Source organism: Pseudomonas sp. NPDC089734, assembly GCF_044748865.1.
Classification (GTDB): domain Bacteria; phylum Pseudomonadota; class Gammaproteobacteria; order Pseudomonadales; family Pseudomonadaceae; genus Aquipseudomonas.
In genome coordinates, this window is sequence record NZ_JBIVGV010000002.1 from 127,034 (window position 1) to 148,787 (window position 21,754).

General features: G+C 59.3%; 20 protein-coding genes. 6 read left to right on the plus strand and 14 right to left on the minus strand.

Annotated features, from left to right (window positions below; all coding sequences use genetic code 11):
• The first annotated feature begins 82 nt into the window (after positions 1–82).
• Positions 83–712 (plus strand): glutathione S-transferase, encoded by a 630-nt coding sequence (locus tag ACIPY9_RS03330; protein WP_400696996.1) that lies wholly within the window; start codon positions 83–85, stop codon positions 710–712.
• Here the strand turns inward: ACIPY9_RS03330 and ACIPY9_RS03335 are convergent.
• Positions 709–1,209 carry an ATP-dependent zinc protease gene (locus ACIPY9_RS03335; RefSeq protein WP_400696997.1) on the minus strand — a complete coding sequence of 167 codons (501 nt, stop codon included), beginning with the start codon at positions 1,207–1,209 and terminating at the stop codon, positions 709–711. The genes ACIPY9_RS03330 and ACIPY9_RS03335 overlap by 4 nt on opposite strands.
• A 184-nt stretch (positions 1,210–1,393) precedes the next feature.
• Here ACIPY9_RS03335 and ACIPY9_RS03340 point away from each other — a divergent pair, with 184 nt between their 5' ends.
• A complete protein-coding gene (locus ACIPY9_RS03340; RefSeq protein ID WP_400696998.1) occupies positions 1,394–2,293 on the plus strand; it encodes an acyltransferase in 900 nt (299 codons plus the stop codon).
• Here ACIPY9_RS03340 and ACIPY9_RS03345 read toward each other — a convergent pair.
• The 10 genes from ACIPY9_RS03345 to ACIPY9_RS03390 all read right to left on the minus strand — a co-directional run bounded on the left by ACIPY9_RS03345 (position 2,273) and on the right by ACIPY9_RS03390 (position 14,284).
• Positions 2,273–2,836, minus strand: coding sequence for a DUF2780 domain-containing protein (locus tag ACIPY9_RS03345; RefSeq protein ID WP_400697000.1), 564 nt, complete (start codon positions 2,834–2,836; stop codon positions 2,273–2,275). The genes ACIPY9_RS03340 and ACIPY9_RS03345 overlap by 21 nt on opposite strands.
• A 173-nt stretch (positions 2,837–3,009) precedes the next feature.
• Complete coding sequence (gene fdhA / locus ACIPY9_RS03350; RefSeq protein WP_400697001.1) at positions 3,010–4,209, minus strand: formaldehyde dehydrogenase, glutathione-independent; 1,200 nt, start codon at positions 4,207–4,209, stop codon at positions 3,010–3,012.
• 143 nt (positions 4,210–4,352) lie between these two features.
• Positions 4,353–5,210 (minus strand): formyltetrahydrofolate deformylase, encoded by an 858-nt coding sequence (gene purU, locus ACIPY9_RS03355; RefSeq protein WP_400697002.1) that lies wholly within the window; start codon positions 5,208–5,210, stop codon positions 4,353–4,355.
• Positions 5,211–5,292: 82 nt separating this feature from the next.
• On the minus strand, positions 5,293–5,925 hold the full coding sequence (locus ACIPY9_RS03360; RefSeq protein WP_400697004.1) for a sarcosine oxidase subunit gamma: 633 nt from the start codon (positions 5,923–5,925) through the stop codon (positions 5,293–5,295).
• 92 nt (positions 5,926–6,017) lie between these two features.
• The gene (locus ACIPY9_RS03365) at positions 6,018–9,038 is read right to left on the minus strand and encodes a sarcosine oxidase subunit alpha (protein WP_400697005.1); all 3,021 of its coding nucleotides are present in this window, start codon (positions 9,036–9,038) and stop codon (positions 6,018–6,020) included.
• On the minus strand, positions 9,035–9,331 hold the full coding sequence (locus tag ACIPY9_RS03370; protein WP_400697007.1) for a sarcosine oxidase subunit delta: 297 nt from the start codon (positions 9,329–9,331) through the stop codon (positions 9,035–9,037). The genes ACIPY9_RS03365 and ACIPY9_RS03370 overlap by 4 nt, the downstream gene beginning before the upstream one ends.
• 17 nt (positions 9,332–9,348) lie before the next feature.
• Entirely contained in the window at positions 9,349–10,599 is a 1,251-nt protein-coding gene (locus ACIPY9_RS03375; protein ID WP_400697008.1) for a sarcosine oxidase subunit beta family protein, read from the minus strand.
• A 17-nt stretch (positions 10,600–10,616) separates the two neighbouring features.
• Entirely contained in the window at positions 10,617–11,870 is a 1,254-nt protein-coding gene (glyA, locus tag ACIPY9_RS03380) for a serine hydroxymethyltransferase (protein WP_400697010.1), read from the minus strand.
• A 275-nt stretch (positions 11,871–12,145) separates the two neighbouring features.
• Positions 12,146–13,348, minus strand: coding sequence for an alanine transaminase (alaC, locus tag ACIPY9_RS03385; protein WP_400697011.1), 1,203 nt, complete (start codon positions 13,346–13,348; stop codon positions 12,146–12,148).
• 192 nt (positions 13,349–13,540) lie between these two features.
• Positions 13,541–14,284 carry a TraX family protein gene (locus tag ACIPY9_RS03390; protein ID WP_400697013.1) on the minus strand — a complete coding sequence of 248 codons (744 nt, stop codon included), beginning with the start codon at positions 14,282–14,284 and terminating at the stop codon, positions 13,541–13,543.
• A gap of 98 nt (positions 14,285–14,382) precedes the next feature.
• Here ACIPY9_RS03390 and ACIPY9_RS03395 point away from each other — a divergent pair, with 98 nt between their 5' ends.
• Positions 14,383–15,423, plus strand: coding sequence for a low specificity L-threonine aldolase (locus tag ACIPY9_RS03395; RefSeq protein WP_400697014.1), 1,041 nt, complete (start codon positions 14,383–14,385; stop codon positions 15,421–15,423).
• A 353-nt stretch (positions 15,424–15,776) separates the two neighbouring features.
• Here ACIPY9_RS03395 and ACIPY9_RS03400 read toward each other — a convergent pair whose 3' ends face one another.
• Both ACIPY9_RS03400 and ACIPY9_RS03405 read right to left on the minus strand, forming a co-directional pair.
• A complete protein-coding gene (locus ACIPY9_RS03400) occupies positions 15,777–16,079 on the minus strand; it encodes a cell division protein ZapA (protein ID WP_400697015.1) in 303 nt (100 codons plus the stop codon).
• Positions 16,076–16,309 (minus strand): hypothetical protein, encoded by a 234-nt coding sequence (locus ACIPY9_RS03405; protein ID WP_400697016.1) that lies wholly within the window; start codon positions 16,307–16,309, stop codon positions 16,076–16,078. The genes ACIPY9_RS03400 and ACIPY9_RS03405 overlap by 4 nt, the downstream gene beginning before the upstream one ends.
• A gap of 391 nt (positions 16,310–16,700) precedes the next feature.
• Here ACIPY9_RS03405 and ACIPY9_RS03410 point away from each other — a divergent pair, with 391 nt between their 5' ends.
• A complete protein-coding gene (locus tag ACIPY9_RS03410; protein WP_400697017.1) occupies positions 16,701–18,326 on the plus strand; it encodes a methyl-accepting chemotaxis protein in 1,626 nt (541 codons plus the stop codon).
• Positions 18,327–18,486: 160 nt separating this feature from the next.
• Entirely contained in the window at positions 18,487–18,951 is a 465-nt protein-coding gene (locus ACIPY9_RS03415; protein ID WP_400697019.1) for an REP-associated tyrosine transposase, read from the plus strand.
• A gap of 42 nt (positions 18,952–18,993) precedes the next feature.
• Here the strand turns inward: ACIPY9_RS03415 and ACIPY9_RS03420 are convergent, their stop codons facing one another.
• Positions 18,994–20,097 (minus strand): GlxA family transcriptional regulator, encoded by a 1,104-nt coding sequence (locus tag ACIPY9_RS03420; RefSeq protein WP_400697021.1) that lies wholly within the window; start codon positions 20,095–20,097, stop codon positions 18,994–18,996.
• 673 nt (positions 20,098–20,770) lie between these two features.
• Here ACIPY9_RS03420 and ACIPY9_RS03425 point away from each other — a divergent pair.
• Positions 20,771–21,718: a choline ABC transporter substrate-binding protein gene (locus ACIPY9_RS03425; protein ID WP_400697022.1), complete on the plus strand. Its 948-nt coding sequence runs from the start codon at positions 20,771–20,773 to the stop codon at positions 21,716–21,718.
• Positions 21,719–21,754: the final 36 nt, after the last annotated feature.

The window sequence follows — 21,754 nt, forward strand, 5'->3', positions numbered from 1 at the left end:
TTCATTCGCGAAAAATCGTTCGATATTGCAGACCAACGGCGCGCTGACTAGTCTATGAAGCTGTACCCGCCGAGGATCATCCATGTCAGCCCCAACCATGACGCTGTATTTCAACCCGGCCTCTCCCTTTGCACGCAAAGTGGTTGTCCTGCTTCATGAAACAGGGCAGATCAACCGGGTGGAGTTGCATACAACGATACTCACGCCGGTCAATCCCTCTGTCGAGCTCAATGATGACAATCCCGTGGGCAAGATTCCGGCACTGCGCCTGGCGGACGGCAATGTGCTCCATGACAGCCGGGTCATCCTCGACTACCTGGACCACCAGCATGTGGGAACCCCGTTGATCCCCCGCGAAGGCTCGGCACGCTGGCGGCGCATGACCCTTGCTTCGCTGGCCGACGCCGTCATGGACGCCGCCCTGCTGATCCGTTATGAAACCGCCCTGCGTCCTCAGGAAAAGCACTGGGATGTGTGGCTCGACAATCAGCAGGAAAAGATCGAGCGGGCCTTGAGCTATTTCGAGCAGGACGCCATCACCGAACTCAGCTCATCATTCGATGTGGCCTCCATCAGTGTGGCCGCGGCGCTCGGTTATCTGGACTTCCGCCAACCCGACCTGCGCTGGCGCAGCAGCTATCCGCGCCTGGCCACCTGGTACGCTGACGTCAGCCAGCGGCCTTCGATGCTGGCGACCCAACCCTCGGTCTAGCACTCCGGCTTGTCGGCGGTATAGCGACGAGCCGGGTTCACTGCCGCATCGAACTCGCGCAGCGCCTTGGCCCCGATCAGCAAGGGATAGTTGAAGTGGCTGCGGTCCACCAGGTTCACTTCGACGGTGCGCTTCTTGTTGCCCAGGCACAGTTCAAGGTCGACGACCGGGCGCGTGGTCGGGTCAATGACTTCATCCTCGTCATCGCCTTCCGAACGGCCCTTGATCTTGCTGATACGCGACAGCTTGTGTTCATGGACTTTCTTGTCCGCATCCCTGGTCGCCAGCCGGAAACGAACCCAGTCTTCGCCATCGCGCTGGAACAACTCGATGTCCTTGGCCGACAGCGATGCGGTCAGCGCACCGGTGTCCATCTTGGCCTTGAACGTCTCACCGATCTCGGGGACCTTGATGTATTCATAGCGACCATACAGCGTCGGTTCGGCGGCCATGACAGGCAACGCCAGCAGGGACAACAGTGCCAGGATCGGTTTCACGTGGCAGGCTCCTCGCAATGGGCAGCGTCTTGTTGACGCCCGGTTTTAGACAGCGAACTTCAGGTTTGTTCGGGTTCGACCAGCATAATCGTTAGCGCGTGAAACATTTGTAAGCACCTGTGTAATTGGCGCAGCCAGCCAGTGTCTCTATCATTGCCAGCCACAAAAGACTCGCGAGTTCCTTATGCGCCGCGTACTGACCGGCTGTTTCGTCACCCTGCTTCTGCTGATCAATACCCTCGTGCTGATCGGCCCTCTGTTGGTTTTCGCACTGCTCAAACTGTTGTTCAAGGGCCGCCTTCGTGATCGTTGCTCATGGGCCGTGATGTGGATTGCCGAAACCTGGGCCGAAATCGACAAATTCATCTTTGCCTCATTCACCCCGACACAATGGGATATTCGCGGCAACGAAGGCCTGCGCAGCGACACGTCTTATCTGGTGGTCTGCAATCACCAGTCCTGGGTCGATATTCCGGCGTTGATCCAGGCCTTCAACCGCCGCACGCCGTTCTTCAAGTTTTTCCTGAAAAAGGAACTGATCTGGGTACCGTTGCTGGGGCTGGCCTGGTGGGCGCTGGATTACCCGTTCATGAAGCGTTACACCAAGGCTTTTCTGGCGAAGAACCCCGAACTCAAGGGCAAGGACCTGGAAATCACCAAGGCCGCCTGCGAGCTGTTCAAGCGCCAGCCGGTGACCATCGTCAATTACCTGGAAGGCACCCGTTTTACTCCAGCCAAACATACCGCTCAGGGTTCGCCCTATCCTCATCTGCTCAAGCCCAAGGCTGGCGGCGTCGCGTTTGTGCTCGCCGCAATGGGTGAACAACTGGATGCAATCCTGGATGTCACGGTGGTGTACCCCGGCTCACGGATTCCGGGTTTCTGGGACATGCTATGCGGACGGGTGCCCAAGGTGATCGTGGACATCAAGACACGCGAACTGGACCCGGCGCTCTGGCAAGGCGACTACGAGAGCGATCCGGCGTTTCGCGAGAAGGTCCAGAGCTGGGTCAACCAGCTCTGGCTGGAGAAGAACGAGCGTATTGCAGCCTTGCGTCTCGAATCAGCTGCCGGCACCCCATAACCCGCTCAGGCTCTGCAATGCGGAGCCGCTGGCACCTTGCTGACCGAGGTATTGCAGGATCACCGGCACGAACTGGCTGACCATGCTGCTGTCCATGCCCAGCGCCTTGAAGGCGTTGTTCACGTCGCCCATGCTCTGCACATTACCGAGCGCACTGCCCAGTGCCGAACCGCTCCCGGATTTGTTTCCGCCCAACAGGGCTCCCAGCCCGCCGTCACCCAGGCTGTTCAATGCGGTCAGCCCCGACAACTGATCCAGCCCCGGTACGGATTGGGTCAGTTGCGAATAGTCGGAGCCGGTCAGTTTATTCTTCGCCAGCCCCAGCAAGGCGCCGGTGCCGCCAACGGCCTGCTCCGGTGTGACCTTCAATTGCGTGCCGAGGGTATTGAGCAAACCCGCGGCTTCAGGTGCCGCCGTGGCTTTCTGGTTGCCGCCAGTGGCGTTGGAAACGGCATTGGCTGCGTCGTTCAGGTTAAATGCCAGAGCCGGAGCGGCCGCCAGGCCCATCAATGTTGCAAGTGCGATACCGCGTGCAGTGTTCATTACGTCAACCTCTCACCGAAATCATCCAACGATGGATGATAAAAACAGTCGGTTTGACTGGGTGAAGAAGGCCTTGTTCCCGTTGTATGGCGATTCTTTCCGACCGTGTAGGAGCGGATTCATCCGCGAAATCTGCTCGCGAATGAATTCGCTCCTACAGACGGCGAATGCTATTACGCCGCGCTGAACAGCTTGTGCGGGTCGATCACGAATTTCTTCGGTACGCCCGCATCGAACTCGCCATAGCCGCGTGGCGCGTCATTGAGGCTGATGACTTCGACACCCACCACGTCCGCGATCTTGATCCGGTCCCACATGATGGCCTGCATCAATTGCCGGTTGTACTTCATGACCGGTGTCTGGCCCGTGTGGAAGCTGTGGGACTTGGCCCAGCCCAGACCGAAGCGAATGCTCAGGCTGCCCATTTTGGCAGCGGCATCGACAGCCCCCGGATCTTCGGTGACATACAGGCCGGGAATGCCGATCTTGCCCGCCACCCGTACCACGCCCATCAACGAGTTGAGAACGGTGGCCGGCGCTTCGGCCTGTGCACCGGCATGGCCGTGGCCACGAGCTTCAAAGCCCACGGCGTCCACCGCGCAATCGACTTCCGGCTCGCCCAGCAGCGCAGCGATCTGTTCATGAAGAGGCGTGTCCAGCGACAGGTCGGCAATCTCGAAACCCTGAGCCTTGGCGTGCACCAGACGTTTGGGGTTCACATCGCCGACGATCACCACCGCCGCCCCCAGCAAACGCGCCGACGCCGCTGCCGCCAGACCGACCGGGCCGGCACCGGCGACATACACGGTGCTGCCCGGACCGACACCCGCCGTCACTGCGCCGTGATAGCCGGTGGGCAGGATGTCGGAGAGGCAGGTCAGATCACGGATTTTTTCCATGGCCGCATCGCGGTCCGGCAGTTTCAGCAGGTTGAAATCGGCGTAAGGCACCAGCACGTACTCAGCCTGACCTCCGACCCAGTCGCCCATGTCGACATAACCGTAAGCCCCACCGGCCCGCGCCGGGTTGACGGTCAGGCAGACGCCGGTGTGCTGTTCCTTGCAACTGCGGCAGCGACCGCACGCTACGTTGAAGGGCACGGACACCAGATCGCCTACCTTGAGATTCTCCACATCGCGCCCGGCTTCGATCACTTCGCCCGTGATCTCATGACCGAGCACCAGCCCCACCTGCGCTGTTGTACGACCACGAACCATGTGCTGGTCCGAACCACAGATGTTGGTAGAGACCACACGCAGAATGACGCCATGTTCGATGCGCTTGCCTCTGGGATCCTGCATTTTAGGGAAAGGAATTGTCTGCACCTCGACCTTGCCAGCGCCTAGATACACCACACCGCGATTATCAGACATGCATGTCACCTCTATGTTTTGTTGTTGGAAAGAGGAGGAGTTAGCTGCAAGTGGCAAGCTTCAAGCGGCAAGAGGATCTGGCCAACCTTCAGCTTGCTGCTTTTCGCTTCTCACTTGCAGCTTGAAACTTGTCGCTTGCAGCTTCAGAGCACTACCGTCCTGTTGGCGTTCAGAAACACGCGCCGCTCGATGTGATACCCGACGGCTCGCGCCAATGTCAGTCCTTCAATGTCCCGGCCCTTGGCAATCAGGTCTTCGGGGTAATGGCTGTGATCGACCACTTCGACGCCCTGGGCAATGATCGGTCCTTCGTCCAGGTCGTTATTGATGTAATGCGCCGTCGCACCGACCAGTTTCACGCCCTTGTTGTAGGCCTGATGGTAAGGCTTGGCACCCTTGAAGCCCGGCAGCAGCGAGTGATGAATGTTGATCGCCTTGCCGTCGAGCTTGCGGCACAGGTCCGGTGACAGCACTTGCATGTAGCGGGCAAGGATCACCAGTTCGGCACCTGAATCTTCTATGACCTGCCAGACCCTGGCCTCTTGAGAAGGCTTATCATTCGGGTCGAGTGGGAAATGGTAGTACGGAATTCCGTGCCAGCCAGCCAATGGTTCAAGATCGGGGTGATTGGAAACCACAGCGACCACATCCATGGACAGTTGGTTGATGCGCTGGCGATAGAGCAGGTCGTTCAGGCAGTGATCGGCCTTGGAGACCATGATGACGACTTTTGGCCGGTAGTTCGGTGCCGTCAGCTCGAAGATCATGCCAAACGCTTCGCCGCGCTCGGTCAGTCCGGCGCGAAATCCGGCCTCGTCGAAACCCTCTGGCTGACGGAATTCGACACGAATGAAAAAACGCCCGGACAACCGGTCATCGAACGAATGGTGTTCGGTGACGTAGCAGCCCTGCTCGAACAGATAGCGGGTCACCGCGTCCACCGTCCCCAGCACGCTGGGGCAGTCGGCAGTCAGAATCCATGTATCGGGGGCGCGACTCATATAAAGGTGACTCCTGACAATGGTTCGCGGATGAATCCGCTCCTACAGTGTGGGAGCGAATTCATTCGCGAACGGGGGCTCACTACGCCTGAATGCTCAATCCGTATTCGGCACTGGCATCCTGCAACCACAGCCACCAGTAATCGGCGAAGCTGCGACGAATCAGCAATTCCCAGGTTTCCTCGCCCGTGCGGCGAATCACCAGTTGGGATTTGGCGAACACCGTGCCGACAGCCTTGCCCACCGGGAAGTTGTCAGGGTGTACGTCATAGCTGGTGGACTTCATCAGCACTTCGCGCACCTTGGGGCCGGACAGCTCCAGAATGGACTGACCACCGCTGACATTGACCACGGAGATATGCAGCCCCGCCAACGCTTCGCGCAAGCGTTGCTCGGTGGCGAACTCTTCGCCGGTCGGCACGATCAGCAGCCACTCGTCCGGGCCAAGCCATTGCAGCGAGCTTTCGCCCTGAGTGACCAGCATCAGGGTTGCGGGCAGCTCCATGCCCAGAGCCTTGTGAACCCCGGCAGCAAATGCCGGATCACGGGCATCGCCACGAAGGGTCAGATGGCCGAGCAGTTTTTTCTCGCGCAGGAACACGCCAGGGTTGGAGCGGCCTTTGCCGACAAGGCTGCCGAGGTCGGCATGGAACAGTGGCGATTCAGCCTTTACGCCCGCTTCCGGGCGTTGTTGATATACGTTGACTGTGGTCATGGGACACCTGTCATGAATTCGGTTTGTGGGGTTTCGCGAATGAATTCGCTCCTACACAGGCGGCCTGATGTGTTCAAGGCCGCCCATGTACATCACTCCACGTTCTGCCGTTCACCCTTCGGATCAAAGAACACCGAAGACACGATTTCGGCCTCGATCACGCTGCCATCGGCCTGGGGTGCGAACACACGTTCACCCATGCGTTGCAGACCGCCCTTGACCACGCCCAGTGCGAACGAATAACCCAGAGAGTTATGGGCATAACTGGACGTGACGTGGCCGACCATGGTCATCGGAATCGTCTGTTTCGTATCGAAGACCAGTTGTGCGCCTTCCGGCAGCCATTGGGTCGGGTCGACCGGTTTGAGGCCCACCAGTTGCTTGCGTTGTTCACGCACGCAATCTTCGCGGTTCATGCCCCGCCAGCCGATCCAGGAGAACGGTTTGGTCCGCCCCACGCACCAGCCCATGTTCAGGTCGTCCGGCGTCACCGAACCATCGGTGTCCTGGCCGACGATGATGAACCCCTTCTCGGCCCGCAACACGTGCATGGTTTCAGTGCCATACGGTGTCAGGTTGTACTTCTTGCCCGCCTCGACGATCTTTTCCAGAACACCCATGGCGTAGTCGGCCTGAATGTTGACCTCGTAGGACAGCTCACCGGTAAAGGAGATACGGAACACGCGAGCCGGGACACCCGCCACCAGACCTTCCTTCCAGGCCATGAACGGGAAGGATTCACGGCCCAGGTCAATATCCGTGACTTCACTGAGCAGCTTGCGGCTGTTGGGGCCGGACAGCGTCAGGGTCGCGTAATGGTCGGTCACGGAGGTGAAATACACCTTCAGGTCCGGCCACTCGGTCTGCTGGTAGATTTCCAGCCATTGCAGAACCCGGGCAGCGCCGCCCGTGGTGGTGGTCATGATGAAATGGTTGTCGCCTACGCACGCGGTTACGCCGTCGTCGAACACCATACCGTCTTCCTTGCACATCAGGCCGTAACGGGCCTTGCCCACATCCAGCTTGGTCCAGGCGTTGGTGTAGACGCGATTGAGGAATTCACGGGCATCCGGGCCTTGAATGTCGATCTTGCCCAGGGTCGAGGCATCCAGCAGGCCGACGCTTTCACGCACGGCCCTGCATTCACGGGCGACGGCAGCGTGCATGTCTTCGCCGTTTTTCGGGAAGTACCAGGGGCGCTTCCACTGGCCGACGTCTTCAAACTCGGCACCGTTTCTCACGTGCCAGGCATGCAGTGCGGTAAAACGCACCGGCTCGAAGATATGCCCGCAATGACGACCTGCAACCGCACCGAAAGTCACCGGCGTGTAGTTGGGGCGGAACATGGTGGTGCCCATCTCGGGGATGGAAACGTTCAGCGAGCGGGCCGCGATGGCCAGGCCGTTGACGTTGCCCAGCTTGCCCTGATCGGTGCCGAAGCCCAGCGCGGTATAGCGTTTGACGTGCTCGACCGACTCGAAACCTTCGCGCGTGGCCAGTTCGATGGCCGCAGCCGTGACATCGTTCTGCAAATCGACGAATTGTTTCGGCGCACGGGCCGTGCCTTTTTCATGAGGCACCTGAAACAGCGCCAGCGCGGGCTCTTCTGCACGGCTCAAGGCCTTGGGCATCACGCCTTCCACGGCCTTGAAACCGGCTTCACTGGCCGCACGGGCACCGCCTTCGAAACCGTCGGCCAGGGTATCGGCCAGGCTGTAGACGCCATTCACACCGCCGACACACACACGCTTCTGCGGGGCCTCGCCCGGTACGAAACCGAGAATGTCTTCACGCCAGACCGGCTTGCCACCCAGGTGCGAAGCCAGGTGTACGATCGGACTGTAACCGCCGGAGCTGGCGATCAGATCGCACTCCAGCCACTCGCCGGGGCTGGTGACGCTCAAGGTATTGACGTCGATGGCCGCGATGCGGGCCGCCGTTACGCGCTTGCTGCCACGGGCTTCGATCACGGCGCTCGAGGTCAGGATACGAATGCCCTTGGCCCGCGCTTCTTCAACCAGCGGGCCACGCGGGTTGTGACGCGCATCGGCAATCGCCACCACGTGCAGGCTGGCATCGAGCCAATCCAGCGCAACGCGGTACGCGTGGTCGTTGTTAGTGGACAGCACCAGCTTTCTGCCCGGCGCCACGCCATAGCGACGGACATACGTGGACACGGCTCCAGCCAGCATGTTGCCCGGCACATCGTTGTTGCTGTAGACCAGCGGACGCTCGTGTGTACCGGTCGCCAGTACGACACGCTTGGCACGGACGCGATGCATGCGCTGACGCACCATGCCAATCGGGGCACGATCCCCTAGGTGATCGGTCAGGCGCTCATGGATGGTCAGGAAGTTGTGGTCGTGATAGCCGTTGACCGTGGCGCGAGGCAGCAGGGTGACGTTTTTCAGGCCCTTGAGCTCGGCAATGACCGTGGTCACCCACTCGGCAGCCGGTTTGCCATCGAGGCTTTCACGGCTGTCGAGCAGGCTGCCGCCGAACTCTTCCTGCTCATCGGCCAGAATCACCCGGGCACCGCTGCGCGCAGCCGCCAGGGCCGCGGCCAGACCGGCAGGCCCGGCACCGACTATCAGCACGTCGCAGTGCTGGTTCATGGCATCGTAAGTGTCCGGATCGTTCTCGGTCGGCGAACGGCCCAGGCCGGCTGCCTTGCGGATGTACTTCTCGTACGTCATCCAGAACGACTGTGGATACATGAAGGTCTTGTAGTAGAAGCCCGGCGGCATCAGCTTGCCGCCGACCTTGCCGAGAATGCCCATCACGTCATTGTTCACACTCGGCCAGCCGTTGGTGCTGGTCGCTACCAGTCCTGAATACAGCGCCTGCTGGGTCGCACGCACGTTGGGGATCTGGGTCGCTTCAGTCGCACCGATCTGCAACACGGCATTCGGCTCTTCGGAACCTGCCGCGAAGATGCCGCGAGGGCGGGAATACTTGAAGCTGCGGCCGATGATGTCCACACCATTGGCCAGCAGCGCGGCGGCCAGTGTGTCGCCTTCATAACCCTGATAGGTCTGGCCGTTGAAGGAGAAGTTCAGCACCTTGCTGCGGTCGATACGGCCACCGTTGGGCAGTCGGTTGGTCTGGCTCATGCCTTGTCTCCCTTGGCCGTGAACTGTGGCTGGGTGCCAATCGGATAGGTTTCGAGAATCTCGTAGGTCACGGTGTCACGGGTGGCATTGAAATACTGGCGGCACCCGGCAGCATGAATCCACAGTTCGTGATGCAGGCCACGGGGGTTGTCACGGAAGAACATGTAGTCGCCCCACTCTTCGTCGGTGCAGGCATTCGGGTCCAGCGGACGCGGGATATGCGCCTGACCGGAACCGTGGAATTCCTCTTCGGAGCGCAGTTCGCCACAGTGAGGACAGAAAATATGCAGCATGTTCGGATTCTCCCCGGTCAGTGAGCTACGGCGGCCGCGCCGTGTTCGTCGATCAGCGCGCCGTTGTGGAAGCGCTCGATGGAAAAAGGCTTGGCCAACGGGTGCATTTCGCCCTTGGCCAGGCTGGCGGCAAACACGTTGCCGGAGCCGGGCGTCGCCTTGAAGCCACCGGTGCCCCAACCACAGTTGAAGAACATGTTCGGAACGGGGGTCTTGGAGATGATCGGGCAGGCGTCCGGCGTGGTGTCGACGATGCCGCCCCATTGGCGGTTCATGCGTACTCGAGACAACACCGGGAACATCTCGACGATGGCCTGGATGGTGTGCTCGATGATGGGGTACGAACCGCGCTGGCCGTAGCCGACCCAGCCGTCGATACCGGCACCGATCACCAGGTCGCCCTTGTCGGACTGGCTGATGTAGCCGTGAACCGCGTTGGACATGATGACGCTGTCGATGATCGGCTTGATCGGCTCGGACACCAGCGCTTGCAACGGATGCGATTCGACCGGCAGACGGAAGCCGGCCAGTTTCGCCATGTGCCCTGAGTTACCGGCAGTCACCACACCGACGCGCTTGGCGCCGATGAAGCCCTTATTGGTTTCGACACCGATGCAGACGCCGTTTTCCTTGCGGAAGCCGATCACTTCGGTCTGCTGGATCAAGTCAACGCCCAAGGCATCGGCGGCACGGGCAAAGCCCCAGGCCACGGCATCGTGACGGGCCACGCCGCCACGGCGCTGAACCGTGGCACCGATGATCGGATAACGGGTGTTTTTCGAGCAGTCCAGGTACGGAATCTCTTCAGCTACCTGTTTGCCGTTGAGCAGTTCACCGTCCACACCGTTCAGGCGGTTGGCGCTGACCCGACGCTCGGAGTCGCGCATGTCCTGCAGCGTGTGGCACAGGTTGTAGACCCCGCGCTGGGAAAACATGACGTTGTAGTTCAGGTCCTGAGACAGGCCTTCCCACAGTTTCATCGCATGCTCGTACAGATGGGCCGATTCGTCCCACAGGTAGTTGGAGCGCACGATGGTCGTGTTGCGCGCCGTGTTACCGCCGCCCAGCCAGCCTTTTTCGACCACGGCCACGTTCTTGACGCCGTGCTCCTTGGCCAGATAGTAGGCCGTCGCCAGACCATGACCACCGCCACCGACAATCACCACGTCGTAGACCTTCTTGGGCGTCGGCGTGCGCCACATGCGCTGCCAGTTTTCATGATGGCTGAGGGAGTGCTTGAAAAGGCCGAAGCCTGAGTAATGTTGCATTGAGGGCTACTCCTGACTCAGCGATAAACCGGGAAATCGGCGCACAGTGCGGCCACGTGGCTGGCGACGTTGGCCTCGACATCGGCATCGCCGAGGTTGTCGAGGATGTCGCAGATCCAGCCAGCCAGTTCGATGCACTGGGTCACCTTGAAACCGCGACTGGTAACGGCTGGCGTACCGATCCGCAGGCCCGAGGTCACGAACGGCGATTGCGGGTCGTTCGGGACCGAGTTCTTGTTGACGGTGATATGCGAACGGCCCAGGGCGGCGTCTGCATCCTTGCCGGTCAGGCCCTGACGGATCAGGCTGACGAGGAACAGATGGTTGTCGGTGCCGCCGGACACCACGTCGTAACCGCGCTTGATGAAGACTTGCGCCATCGCCTGTGCGTTATCGATGACCTGCTGCTGATACACCTTGAAACCCGGCTCCATGGCTTCCTTGAAGCACACGGCCTTGGCGGCGATGACGTGCATCAGCGGACCGCCCTGCCCGCCCGGAAAAACGGCAGAGTTGAGTTTTTTCTCGATCTCTTCGTTGGCCTTGGCCAGGATCAGACCGCCACGCGGACCGCGCAGGGTCTTGTGGGTGGTGGTGGTCACCACGTCGGCGTATGGCAGCGGGTTCGGATACAGGCCAGCCGCGACCAGACCGGCAACGTGGGCCATGTCGACGAACAGGTAGGCACCGACCTTGTCGGCGATTTCGCGGAAACGCGGGAAATCCAGGGTTTTCGAGTAGGCCGAGAACCCGGCGATGATCATCTTCGGCTTGTGTTCCAGCGCCAGGCGCTCGACTTCGTCGTAATCGATCAAGCCGGTGGTGTTGTCGATGCCGTACTGCACGGCGTTATACAGACGGCCGGAAAAACTGACCTTGGCACCGTGGGTCAGATGGCCGCCATGGGCCAGGCTCATGCCCAACACGGTATCGCCCGCTTGCAGCAGTGCCAGATAGACCGCAGCGTTGGCCTGGCTGCCGGAGTGCGGTTGAACGTTGGCGTAATCGGCACCGAACAATTGCCGGGCACGATCGATGGCCAGTTGCTCGACCTTGTCGACATGCTCGCAGCCACCGTAGTAACGCTTGCCCGGATAGCCCTCGGCATACTTGTTGGTCAGGCCGCTGCCCTGCGCCTGCATCACACGCTTGCTGGTGTAGTTTTCGGAGGCGATCAGCTCGATATGATCTTCCTGGCGCTGCTCTTCGGCATTCATGGCTGCCAACAGTGCATCGTCATATCCCTGAATCTGGTCTTGCTTGCTGAACATCGCGATTCTCCCAGCGGCGGCGTTGCGCCTGTCTTATCGGCGGGGCCACGAGAGGCCCTTTGAATGCGATGTTAGGGCTGACGCACAGCGACCAAATGCCTGCGGACGCCACACAAAGGTGCGTTTACGACATGGCTTGGCGGGGAAGGAAGAGAATCGATTTGCCCATGGGCGAGTGTAGGAGCGAATTCATTCGCGAAAACGGCGTTCCGGCCAGTACATCTCTTGCGGATGTACCGGCCCTTTCGCGGATGAATCCGCTCCTACGCACTCAATCAGGCAGGCTTGTCTGCCCGGAACATGGCGCGGATGCCGCGCACGGCCTGACGGATGCGGTCCTGGTTTTCGATCAGGGCGAAACGGACGTGATCGTCGCCATACTCGCCAAAACCGATACCCGGAGAAACACAGACCTTGGCTTCAGCCAGCAGTTTCTTGGCGAACTCCAGCGAACCGAGGTGTGCATAAGCTGGCGGAATCTTGGCCCAGACGTACATGGACGCTTTCGGGTTTTCCACCATCCAGCCCAGTTCATGCAGGCCTTTGACCAAGACATTGCGACGCTGGCGATACTGCTCGGCAATATCCAGAACGCATTGCTGATCGCCTTCGAGCGCCGCAATCGCCGCCACCTGCAAAGGCGTGAAGGTGCCATAGTCGTGGTAGCTCTTGATCCGCGCCAGAGCGCTGACCAGTTCCGGGTTACCGACCATGAAACCGATGCGCCAGCCCGCCATGTTATAGCTCTTGGACAAGGTGAAGAACTCCACCGCAATGTCCTTGGCACCGGGAACCTGCATGATCGACGGTGCTTTCCAGCCGTCATAGACGATGTCGGCATAAGCCAGGTCGTGGACCACCAGCACGTCGTACTGTTTGGCCAGAGCCACCACTCGCTCGAAGAAATCCAGCTCCACACACTGCGCGGTCGGGTTGGACGGGAAGCCCAGAATCATCATCTTCGGCTTGGGAATCGAACCACGAATGGCCTTCTCCAGCTCGGCAAAGAAATCCACACCCGGCACCAGCGGCACCGAACGCACCTGGGCACCGGCAATCACGGCACCGTAGATGTGGATCGGATAACTGGGGTTCGGCACCAGCACGGTATCGCCCTGGTCGAGGGTGGCGAGCATCAGATGCGCCAGGCCTTCCTTGGAACCGATGGTGACGATGGCTTCGCTTTCGGGGTCGATATCGACCTCGTAGCGTTTCTTGTACCAGTTGGAAATGGCACGACGCAGACGGGGAATGCCACGCGAAGTCGAGTAGCCGTGGGTGTCTTCGCGCTGGGCAACGGTGACCAGTTTTTCGACGATGTGCGGAGGTGTCGCCCCGTCGGGGTTGCCCATGCTCAAGTCGATAATGTCTTCACCACGACGACGAGCCGCCATTTTCAGCTCGGCAGTGATGTTGAACACGTAAGGGGGGAGTCGATCTATGCGCGCAAAGCGGCGCGGCGAACCTTGGTCAGCCATGAGTATCTCGCAGACGTAAGCGCCCGGAACCGTCCGAGCGACGTTGACCGCATGAGGCGGCCTGCCGCGAAGATAAGCGCAGTCATGGCCATTTGTCTATATCCCCCCTCCCCCGTAGGAGCGAATTCATTCGCGAAGCCCCATTCAGACTCACTGACACCTTCCCGGATAAATCCGGTCCCACAGGGTATTTCACAGGGCTAGCAATTCACGCAGCCCCAGCAAGAGCAGAAAGTGTCCGGGATAGATCCCATAGGCCCAGCGGCGCATGGGCCAGACCTTGAAGCCCGGCTTGAAACGAAGCAGCGCCATGCCCAGCGCCGGAGCAATCAGGCAAACGATCACCGCGGCAATGGAAACCGGATCTCCCCAGGCCATGGCGGCGAACATCTGCGGCCAGGCATTGCCTGCAAGGCAGAGAGCCGCCGGAAAAACCGCGTACCAGAGGGGTCTGGACAGCACCAACAGACAGGCCAGCGGCAACAGCACGCCCCAGAAGCCGAACATCAATTGCTGCTGAAACAGGAGGGCCAGCAGCACCGCCACCATGGCCATGACCCGGGTCGTGGCATTGCGATGCCGCCAGCCTTGCGCCACCAGTAGCCCGAGGAACAGCGTCGGCATCACATTCAGTGTCGTGATATCGGTCATGAACAAGCGATAGGGGATTTCCGAAAGCCCTGCAAACACCAGCAGCCAGCCCAGGTAGCGCCACTGCACACGCGGCGTCACCAGGGCGGCGCTACGACGGGCCAGATTGACGGCAATGGCCAGACAGAACCAGGGGAACGCCAGACGCCCCGGTACATAGAGAAAATTCGCCGTCCAGCCCACGTAACGCAGGTGGTCAAGCAGCATGCTCAGCATCGCCAGCCACTTGAGCAGATCCAGCGCCTTGTCGCGTCCCGGCAGAAAGGGCGGGTTTGAAAGATCCATATCACTCCAACTGGAAACAGCCCGGACATGACAACACATGACCCGGAGCCCTATTGTTCGCTACAGTGCGCACGATAAACGACCACAAGGAATCGGCCATGACAGACCAAAGCCAACAGTTCGCCAGCGACAACTATTCCGGCATCTGCCCCGAAGCCTGGGCAGCCATGGAACAGGCGAACAAAGGGCATCAACGTGCCTATGGCGACGATCAATGGACGGCCCGGGCCTCGGACGATTTCCGTCGGCTTTTTGAAACCGATTGTGAAGTCTTCTTTGCCTTCAACGGAACAGCCGCCAACTCACTGGCCCTGTCATCGCTGTGCCAGAGTTATCACAGTGTCATCTGTTCGGAAACCGCCCACGTTGAAACAGACGAATGCGGCGCACCGGAGTTTTTCTCCAACGGCTCGAAGCTGCTGACAGCCCCCAGCGCGGGCGGCAAGCTGACACCTGAATCCATTCGTGAAGTGGCGCTCAAGCGTCAGGATATCCATTATCCGAAACCACGGGTCGTGACCCTGACCCAGGCCACGGAAGTCGGCGGCGTCTATCAGCCGGAAGAACTCAAGGCCATCAGCGCCACCTGCAAGGAGCTGGGTCTGCACCTGCACATGGACGGTGCCCGCTTCTCCAATGCCTGCGCCTTTCTGGACTGCTCACCGGCCGAACTGACCTGGAAGTCGGGCGTGGACGTGTTGTGCTTTGGCGGCACCAAGAACGGCATGGCGGTGGGCGAAGCCATCCTGTTCTTCAACCGCGATCTGGCCGAAGACTTTGACTACCGCTGCAAACAGGCCGGGCAACTGGCCTCGAAAATGCGCTTCCTGTCCGCCCCATGGGTTGGTCTGCTGGAAAACGACGCCTGGCTCAAGCATGCCCGTCACGCCAACCATTGCGCACAATTGCTGGCCGAACTGGTCAAGGATATTCCGGGCGTACAACTGATGTTCCCGGTGCAGGCCAACGGCGTGTTCCTGCAACTCTCGGAACCGGCCATTGCCGCATTGACGGCCAGAGGCTGGCGCTTCTACACCTTCATCGGCAAGGGCGGCGCACGCTTCATGTGCTCATGGGACACCGAAGAAGCCCGCGTGCGCGAACTGGCAGCGGATATCCGGCTGGTGATGCAGGGCTGATCCCGGTAGGAGCGAATTCATTCGCGAACCTCTTTCGCGAATGAATTCGCTCCTACGTGATCTGTGTAGGACCGGATTTATCCGGGAAGGTGGTGTGTCAGGCCGTGGTTTTCCATTGGATGTACCGGCCCCTCGCGAATGAATTCATCCCCAATCTGTGTAGGACCGGATTTATCCGGGAAGGCGGTGTGTCAGGTCGTGGATTTCCATTGGATGTACCGGCCCCTCGCGAATGAATTCATCCCCAATCTGTGTAGGACCGGATTTATCCGGGAAGACGGTATGTCAGGCCGTGGTTTTCCATTGGATGTACCGGCCCCTCGCGAATGAATTCGCTCCTACAGAAGGAGGATTCAGCTTTGGGAAATGGTCTTGGAGATCACATCAACCGTAGCGCTGACCTGCTCCCGATAGCGCTCCAGTTCGATCTGGTGCAACTGCTCAAGCTCGATCTGCTGCGAACACAGGTTCAACGCCGCCAACACTAACAGACGGTCGCCGATCAGGGTCGGGTATTTGCGCTTGGTCTCTGCCAGGGATGTCTTGAGCATCGCCGCCGCCTGCAGAAGCGTCTGATCCTCGCCAGCCGGAGCCTTGACCGAATATTCATTACCCAGAATGGAAAGAACGGTTACCCCGTTTCTGTCGTGACTCATGCGCCGACAGCACTGGCGCTGGTTGCACGCTCGACAAGCGCCTGGATACGCGCGGCAGTGCTGCCTTGTTTCTCTTCCTGCTCCATCAGACTCAGCTGCAAGCTGTCGTTCTCATCCTTGGCTTTGGCAAGCTCGGCGCTGAGTTGCGCGTTAGTGTCTTGCAGTTGCTGGTTCTGTTGCACCAGATCACCGACAAGTTGTTCCAATTGGCTAAGGGAGGCTTCCAACATTCTGATTTCTCAAGCAAATTTCAACGGGCGCACACGATAAAGAAAAGTCATTGCGCATGCTAGCGTCTGAACATGTCAGTAAAGCAAGTGTTCAGGCGAAATGGGACTGCATTTTCGGGATCAGGTTCCTGCTGTTCGTCAGAACGGCAAATCTGCGACAAAAGCGCACAGCCCGACAACCCGCAATTACCCCCAAAAACCGCTCCAGCCATTGGTTTCAAAGACTTGCACGGCTTTTTTGGCCTTCATGAAAAAGCGCCATAAATTGATTTGCATCAAATCAAGTGTCTTCGCCTCAAGACTTTCGTCGTAGAACCGATAGGCAAGCATCGAGAGATTGCCCTTTCTTCATATACGACGCATGGAACGCGCCTTACTTCTGGAAGTGTCCATGTCATTACGCAATATGAACATCGCGCCACGTGCGTTCCTCGGGTTTGCTGTCATCGGCGCCCTCATGCTGATCCTGGGTATTTTTGCCCTGTCGCAAATGAGCAAGATCCGTACAGCGACCGACGTCCTGGCTGAAAACAGCGTTCCCAGCATCAAGAGCCTGGATCGGTTCGCCGAGGTGAGTATCCGCCTGCGAGTGCTGTCCTATCGCCTGCTGGTCAACCGGGAACCCGAGATCCAGCAGAAGACCATCGACTTGCTGTCCATGCGCAACAAGCAGATCACCGAAGCACAGGCCATCTATGAAAAGCTGATTGGCGACCCTAAAGAACAGGCGCTCTACAACCAGTATGTCCAGTTGCTCGGGCAATACCGTCAGCTCGAAGAACGCATGAAAACCCTGACCCTGGCCAACAAGGTCGATGAGCTGCAAGACCTGCTCAACAAAGACATGCTCAATAACTCCGACCAGATGAACGTGGTCCTCAGCAAGCTGGTAGAACTCAACACTGAGCAGTTGAACGAAACCAAACGGCAGGCGGCGCAGGAATATTCGTCGGCCTTCAATCTGGTCGTCGGCATGCTGATCATCGCCACGCTGTTGACCGTTCTGTTCGCCTGGCTGTTGACCAATAGTATTACGCGCCCCATTTCAGCGGCCCTGAGCGCGGCAGAAACCATCGCCGAAGGCAACCTGACGCGCCCGATCAAGGTCGATGGCACCGACGAAGCGGGCCGTTTGCTGCAGGCCATGGAAACCATGCAGAGCAAGCTGCGCGACACGTTGCAGCGTATTTCCGGCTCGGCGACTCAACTGGCTTCAGCGGCCGAAGAACTGAATGCCGTGACCGACGAAAGTGCTCGCGGTCTGGTGCAGCAGAACAACGAAATCGAACAGGCAGCCACAGCGGTCAACGAAATGACCAGCGCCGTCGAGGAAGTGGCCCGCAACGCGACCAGCACATCAGAAGCCTCGAAAAACGCGACAGCGTCGGCAGGCGACGGCCGTGATCTGGTCATCGAGACCGTCAATGCCATCGAACGCATGAGCGGTGACGTGCAAAGCACGGCCGAACTCATCAGCAATCTGGCTGAAGAATCCCGTGACATTGGCAAGGTACTGGACGTGATTCGCGGCCTGGCCGACCAGACCAACCTGCTGGCCCTCAACGCCGCCATCGAAGCCGCCCGCGCCGGTGAGGCCGGACGTGGCTTTGCCGTGGTAGCCGACGAAGTCCGCGCCCTGGCACACCGCACCCAGCAGTCGACCAGCGAAATCGAGCGTATGATCGGCAGCATCCAGGGCGGTACCGAACAGGCCGTGAGCTCCATGCGCAACAGCACCGAACGTGCAGAGTCGACCCTGAGCATCGCCAAAGGCGCCGGCCTGGCGCTGGAAACCATCCACACAGCGGTGGAAGAAATCAACGAACGCAACCTGGTCATCGCCAGCGCCGCCGAAGAACAGGCCCAGGTCGCCCGTGAAGTCGACCGCAACCTGGTCAACATCCGCGACCTGTCAGCCCAATCGACCACAGGTGCCAACCAGACCACCGCCGCCAGCAATGAGCTGTCGCGCCTGGCCGTGGACCTGAACAGCATGGTTTCGCGGTTCAGCCTGTAATCCCTTTCGCGAATGAATTCGCTCCCACCCTGTAGGAGCGAATTTATTCGCGAGGCCCACGCCACAAAACCCGGAAATATCTCGCCAGACTTTAAGCCTGCACTGCCCTGCCATCCGACTAGATTCAATCATTGAATCCATTAGCCAAGGATGGCGAAAGATGCCTGATCGTGCACAAGCCTGTCGCTTGCGAATCGGCCGATATTCTCAACCCCGGCAAATTTATCTTCTGACAACGGTGGTCGAAGGGCGCTGCCCGATATTCCATGATTGGTTGCTGGGACGGTTGGTGGTTGAGCAATTCAAGCGCGCTCAAATCCAGGGAAAGGCCAGGTCGCTGGCCTGGGTTGTCATGCCCGATCACTTCCATTGGTTGTTGGAGTTAGGCGACTGTTCCCTTGAAGACCTGATGAAACAGATCAAGGCGTGCAGTGCTTTGTCGATCAACAAAGCGGCTTCGCGAGAGGGGACGTTATGGCAAAAAAGCTTCCATGATCGGGCGATCCGACGCGAAGAGAATTTACAGAATGTTGCCCGCTACATAGTGGCGAATCCGCTTCGTGCCGGATTGGTCACTCGCTTGGGCGACTATCCGTTGTGGGATGCCGTGTGGCTTCGCGAATGAATTCGCTCCTACGGTAGGAGCGAATTCATTCGCGAAAGGCTGCTACAACCGCACACTCGCAAAGGTCGATTCGTTACGCGCCTGGCTCAAGGCTGACATCGGGCCGGAGAGCGGGGCCAGTACCAGCGCCTGGGGAATCGGCATCATGGCGACTTGCTGGGTGGTGTTTGAACCTACGCGCTCGTCGCGAGGCGGGATACCGAAGTACTCGCGGTAGCACTTGGAGAAGTGCGGCGTCGAGACGAAGCCGCACACGGACGCCACTTCGATGATCGACATCGGCGTTTGCTTGAGCAGTTGCCGGGCGCGGATCAGGCGCAGCTTGAGGTAGTAGCGCGACGGCGAGCAGTGCAGGTATTTCTGGAACAAGCGCTCCAGTTGCCTGCGCGAAACCGCCACGTAGACCGCCAGTTCGTCGAGGTCGATGGGTTCTTCCAGGTTGGCTTCCATCAACGCCACGATTTCCTGCAATTTGGGCTGATTGGTGCCCAGCATGTGCTTGAGCGGCACGCGCTGATGATCCTGTTCGTTGCGAATACGCTCGTAGACGAACATTTCGGAAATCGCAGCCGACAGTTCACGGCCATGATCGCGGCTGATCAGGTGCAGCATCATGTCCAGCGGCGCGGTACCGCCGGAGCTGGTGAAGCGGTTACGGTCCAGGGTGAACAAACGCGTGCTCATGGACACCCGCGGAAAGGCTTCCTGCATCGAGGCCAGACATTCCCAGTGAACGCTGCAATCGAAACCGTCGAGAAGACCTGCACATGCGAGTGCCCAACTGCCAGTACAGACCGCCCCCAGACGACGGGACTGGCGAGCCTGGCCTTGCAGCCAGCTCACATGTTCACGGGTCACGGTACGTTGAATGCCGACACCGCCACAGACAATGACGGTGTCCAGCGCCGGTGCCTTGTGCATGGCCGCATCCGGGGTGATCTGCAGGCCATCGCTGGCCCAGACTTGCCCACCGTCCACACTGAGGGTGGTCCAGCGGTAGAGTTCACGACCGGAAAGCTGGTTGGCCATGCGCAGAGGTTCGACCGCCGATGCAAGAGAAATCAGAGTGAAGTTATCCAGCAACAGAAAGCCGATGGATTGTGGTGCGCGGTTCTGGGGTTGAGCCCCTGCATTGAACGAAGTCATCACGTTATCTCCTCACACTAGGCGGTGGTTGGCCTCAGACGAGGCTCTTCTTAGTAGCCTTGCTTCATGCATGGCCTTGTTACCCCATCGCAAAACCCATGCCTAAAATTGAATAGGCATTCAACAACACCTGAAAACGACGTCGCGAAGCGTCTAGCCAGCAGCGACCCCATTACCCAATTGCGACGCCACACCCCATGTCCGACAAGGACAAAGTGAGCAATTCGGTAGCACTTGGAGGAAACAGAAAAACGTTGGACGACGTGCGGGTGTCACTCATCGCACAGGGCAGTAGCATTGCGCCACAACCGCTTGTTTTCGCGCTAAAAGGTGGCGACGGTGACACGCCATGTTCAAAAAGCGAGCAGACACATGCCCACCCGGATGTCCCTCGCCTACTCTCTCATGTCGCCATGACCCGGCCGCTTTTCACAGCTCAAACCCGGTAAAAGTGCGCTTGAACGATAGAAAGAATCTGTATGCGACCTTGCGCACACTGGATGCGACCCCGCCTGTACTGGATACGACGCCCCCTGTAGGCGTTTGATTTTCCCTGTTACATGATCGGCCTCGACTCGATCGCCGGGCGCAGTGATAGAGCTTCGCAAAATGCCTCGCCAACACATCAGCGCTCATCGGCGGATGAAGCGACAACATTCACAGGAGTCCATCCATGAAAGGTTCTAAATCGTTGCTGTTGGTCGCCCTGCTCGGCCTGCCCGTGCTGGTGCAGGCTGCCGAGCCAGAGGCGTGCCATACGGTCAACTTCTCGGACGTCGGCTGGACGGACATCACAGTCACGACTGCCGTGACCAGTGCAGTGCTCGAATCTCTGGGCTACAAGACCAAGACCACCATGATTTCCGTGCCGGTGACCTACAAGTCCCTGGCCGATGGCAAGAATATGGACGTTTTCCTGGGCAACTGGATGCCGACGATGGAAAACGACATCAAGGCCTACCGTGACGCCGGCACCGTCGAAACCGTTCGCGCCAACCTTGAGAACGCCAAATACACGCTGGCCGTGCCACAGGCGTTATACGACAAGGGGCTGAAGGACTTCTCCGACATTGCCAGATTCAAGAAGGAGCTGGACGGCAAGATCTACGGGATCGAACCGGGCAACGACGGCAACCGCCTGATCCAGAGCATGATCGACAAGGATGCTTTCGGCCTGAAGGCCGCCGGTTTCAAGGTCGTCGAATCCAGCGAAGCCGGGATGTTGTCCCAGGTGGATCGGGCCACACGTCGCGGTACGGACATGGTGTTCCTGGGCTGGGAGCCGCACCCGATGAACACCCGCTTCAAGATGCAGTACCTGACCGGTGGCGACGAATATTTCGGGCCTAACTTCGGCCAGGCCACTATCTTCACCAATACCCGCAAAGGTTATGTTCAGGAGTGCAGCAACGTAGGCCAGTTGCTCAAGAACCTGTCGTTCACCCTGACCATGGAAAGCACCCTGATGGGTAATGTCCTGGACGACAAGATGAAGCCCGATGCCGCCGCCAAAGCGTGGCTCAAGAAAAATCCTCAAGTGTTGGATACCTGGCTCGCTGGCGTCACCACCGTGGATGGCAAACCAGGCCTGGAGGCCGCAAAGGCCAGACTGACCCAGTAAGACGATTGCAGGCGGCCCGGCCGCCTGCAGTCCCTA

What these genes read in the sequence shown, in the direction of transcription:
- ACIPY9_RS03330 (WP_400696996.1), top strand. Translation starts at nt 83, where the DNA reads ATGTCAGCCCCAACCATGACGCTGTATTTCAACCCGGCCTCTCCCTTT.
- ACIPY9_RS03420 (WP_400697021.1), bottom strand. Translation starts at nt 20,097, where the DNA reads ATGACTTCGTTCAATGCAGGGGCTCAACCCCAGAACCGCGCACCACAA.
- ACIPY9_RS03340 (WP_400696998.1), top strand. Translation starts at nt 1,394, where the DNA reads ATGCGCCGCGTACTGACCGGCTGTTTCGTCACCCTGCTTCTGCTGATC.
- ACIPY9_RS03395 (WP_400697014.1), top strand. Translation starts at nt 14,383, where the DNA reads ATGACAGACCAAAGCCAACAGTTCGCCAGCGACAACTATTCCGGCATC.
- purU (WP_400697002.1), bottom strand. Translation starts at nt 5,210, where the DNA reads ATGAGTCGCGCCCCCGATACATGGATTCTGACTGCCGACTGCCCCAGC.
- ACIPY9_RS03410 (WP_400697017.1), top strand. Translation starts at nt 16,701, where the DNA reads ATGTCATTACGCAATATGAACATCGCGCCACGTGCGTTCCTCGGGTTT.
- ACIPY9_RS03370 (WP_400697007.1), bottom strand. Translation starts at nt 9,331, where the DNA reads ATGCTGCATATTTTCTGTCCTCACTGTGGCGAACTGCGCTCCGAAGAG.
- ACIPY9_RS03425 (WP_400697022.1), top strand. Translation starts at nt 20,771, where the DNA reads ATGAAAGGTTCTAAATCGTTGCTGTTGGTCGCCCTGCTCGGCCTGCCC.
- alaC (WP_400697011.1), bottom strand. Translation starts at nt 13,348, where the DNA reads ATGGCTGACCAAGGTTCGCCGCGCCGCTTTGCGCGCATAGATCGACTC.
- ACIPY9_RS03405 (WP_400697016.1), bottom strand. Translation starts at nt 16,309, where the DNA reads ATGTTGGAAGCCTCCCTTAGCCAATTGGAACAACTTGTCGGTGATCTG.
- fdhA (WP_400697001.1), bottom strand. Translation starts at nt 4,209, where the DNA reads ATGTCTGATAATCGCGGTGTGGTGTATCTAGGCGCTGGCAAGGTCGAG.
- ACIPY9_RS03345 (WP_400697000.1), bottom strand. Translation starts at nt 2,836, where the DNA reads ATGAACACTGCACGCGGTATCGCACTTGCAACATTGATGGGCCTGGCG.
- ACIPY9_RS03365 (WP_400697005.1), bottom strand. Translation starts at nt 9,038, where the DNA reads ATGAGCCAGACCAACCGACTGCCCAACGGTGGCCGTATCGACCGCAGC.
- ACIPY9_RS03390 (WP_400697013.1), bottom strand. Translation starts at nt 14,284, where the DNA reads ATGGATCTTTCAAACCCGCCCTTTCTGCCGGGACGCGACAAGGCGCTG.
- glyA (WP_400697010.1), bottom strand. Translation starts at nt 11,870, where the DNA reads ATGTTCAGCAAGCAAGACCAGATTCAGGGATATGACGATGCACTGTTG.
- ACIPY9_RS03415 (WP_400697019.1), top strand. Translation starts at nt 18,487, where the DNA reads ATGCCTGATCGTGCACAAGCCTGTCGCTTGCGAATCGGCCGATATTCT.
- ACIPY9_RS03360 (WP_400697004.1), bottom strand. Translation starts at nt 5,925, where the DNA reads ATGACCACAGTCAACGTATATCAACAACGCCCGGAAGCGGGCGTAAAG.
- ACIPY9_RS03375 (WP_400697008.1), bottom strand. Translation starts at nt 10,599, where the DNA reads ATGCAACATTACTCAGGCTTCGGCCTTTTCAAGCACTCCCTCAGCCAT.
- ACIPY9_RS03400 (WP_400697015.1), bottom strand. Translation starts at nt 16,079, where the DNA reads ATGAGTCACGACAGAAACGGGGTAACCGTTCTTTCCATTCTGGGTAAT.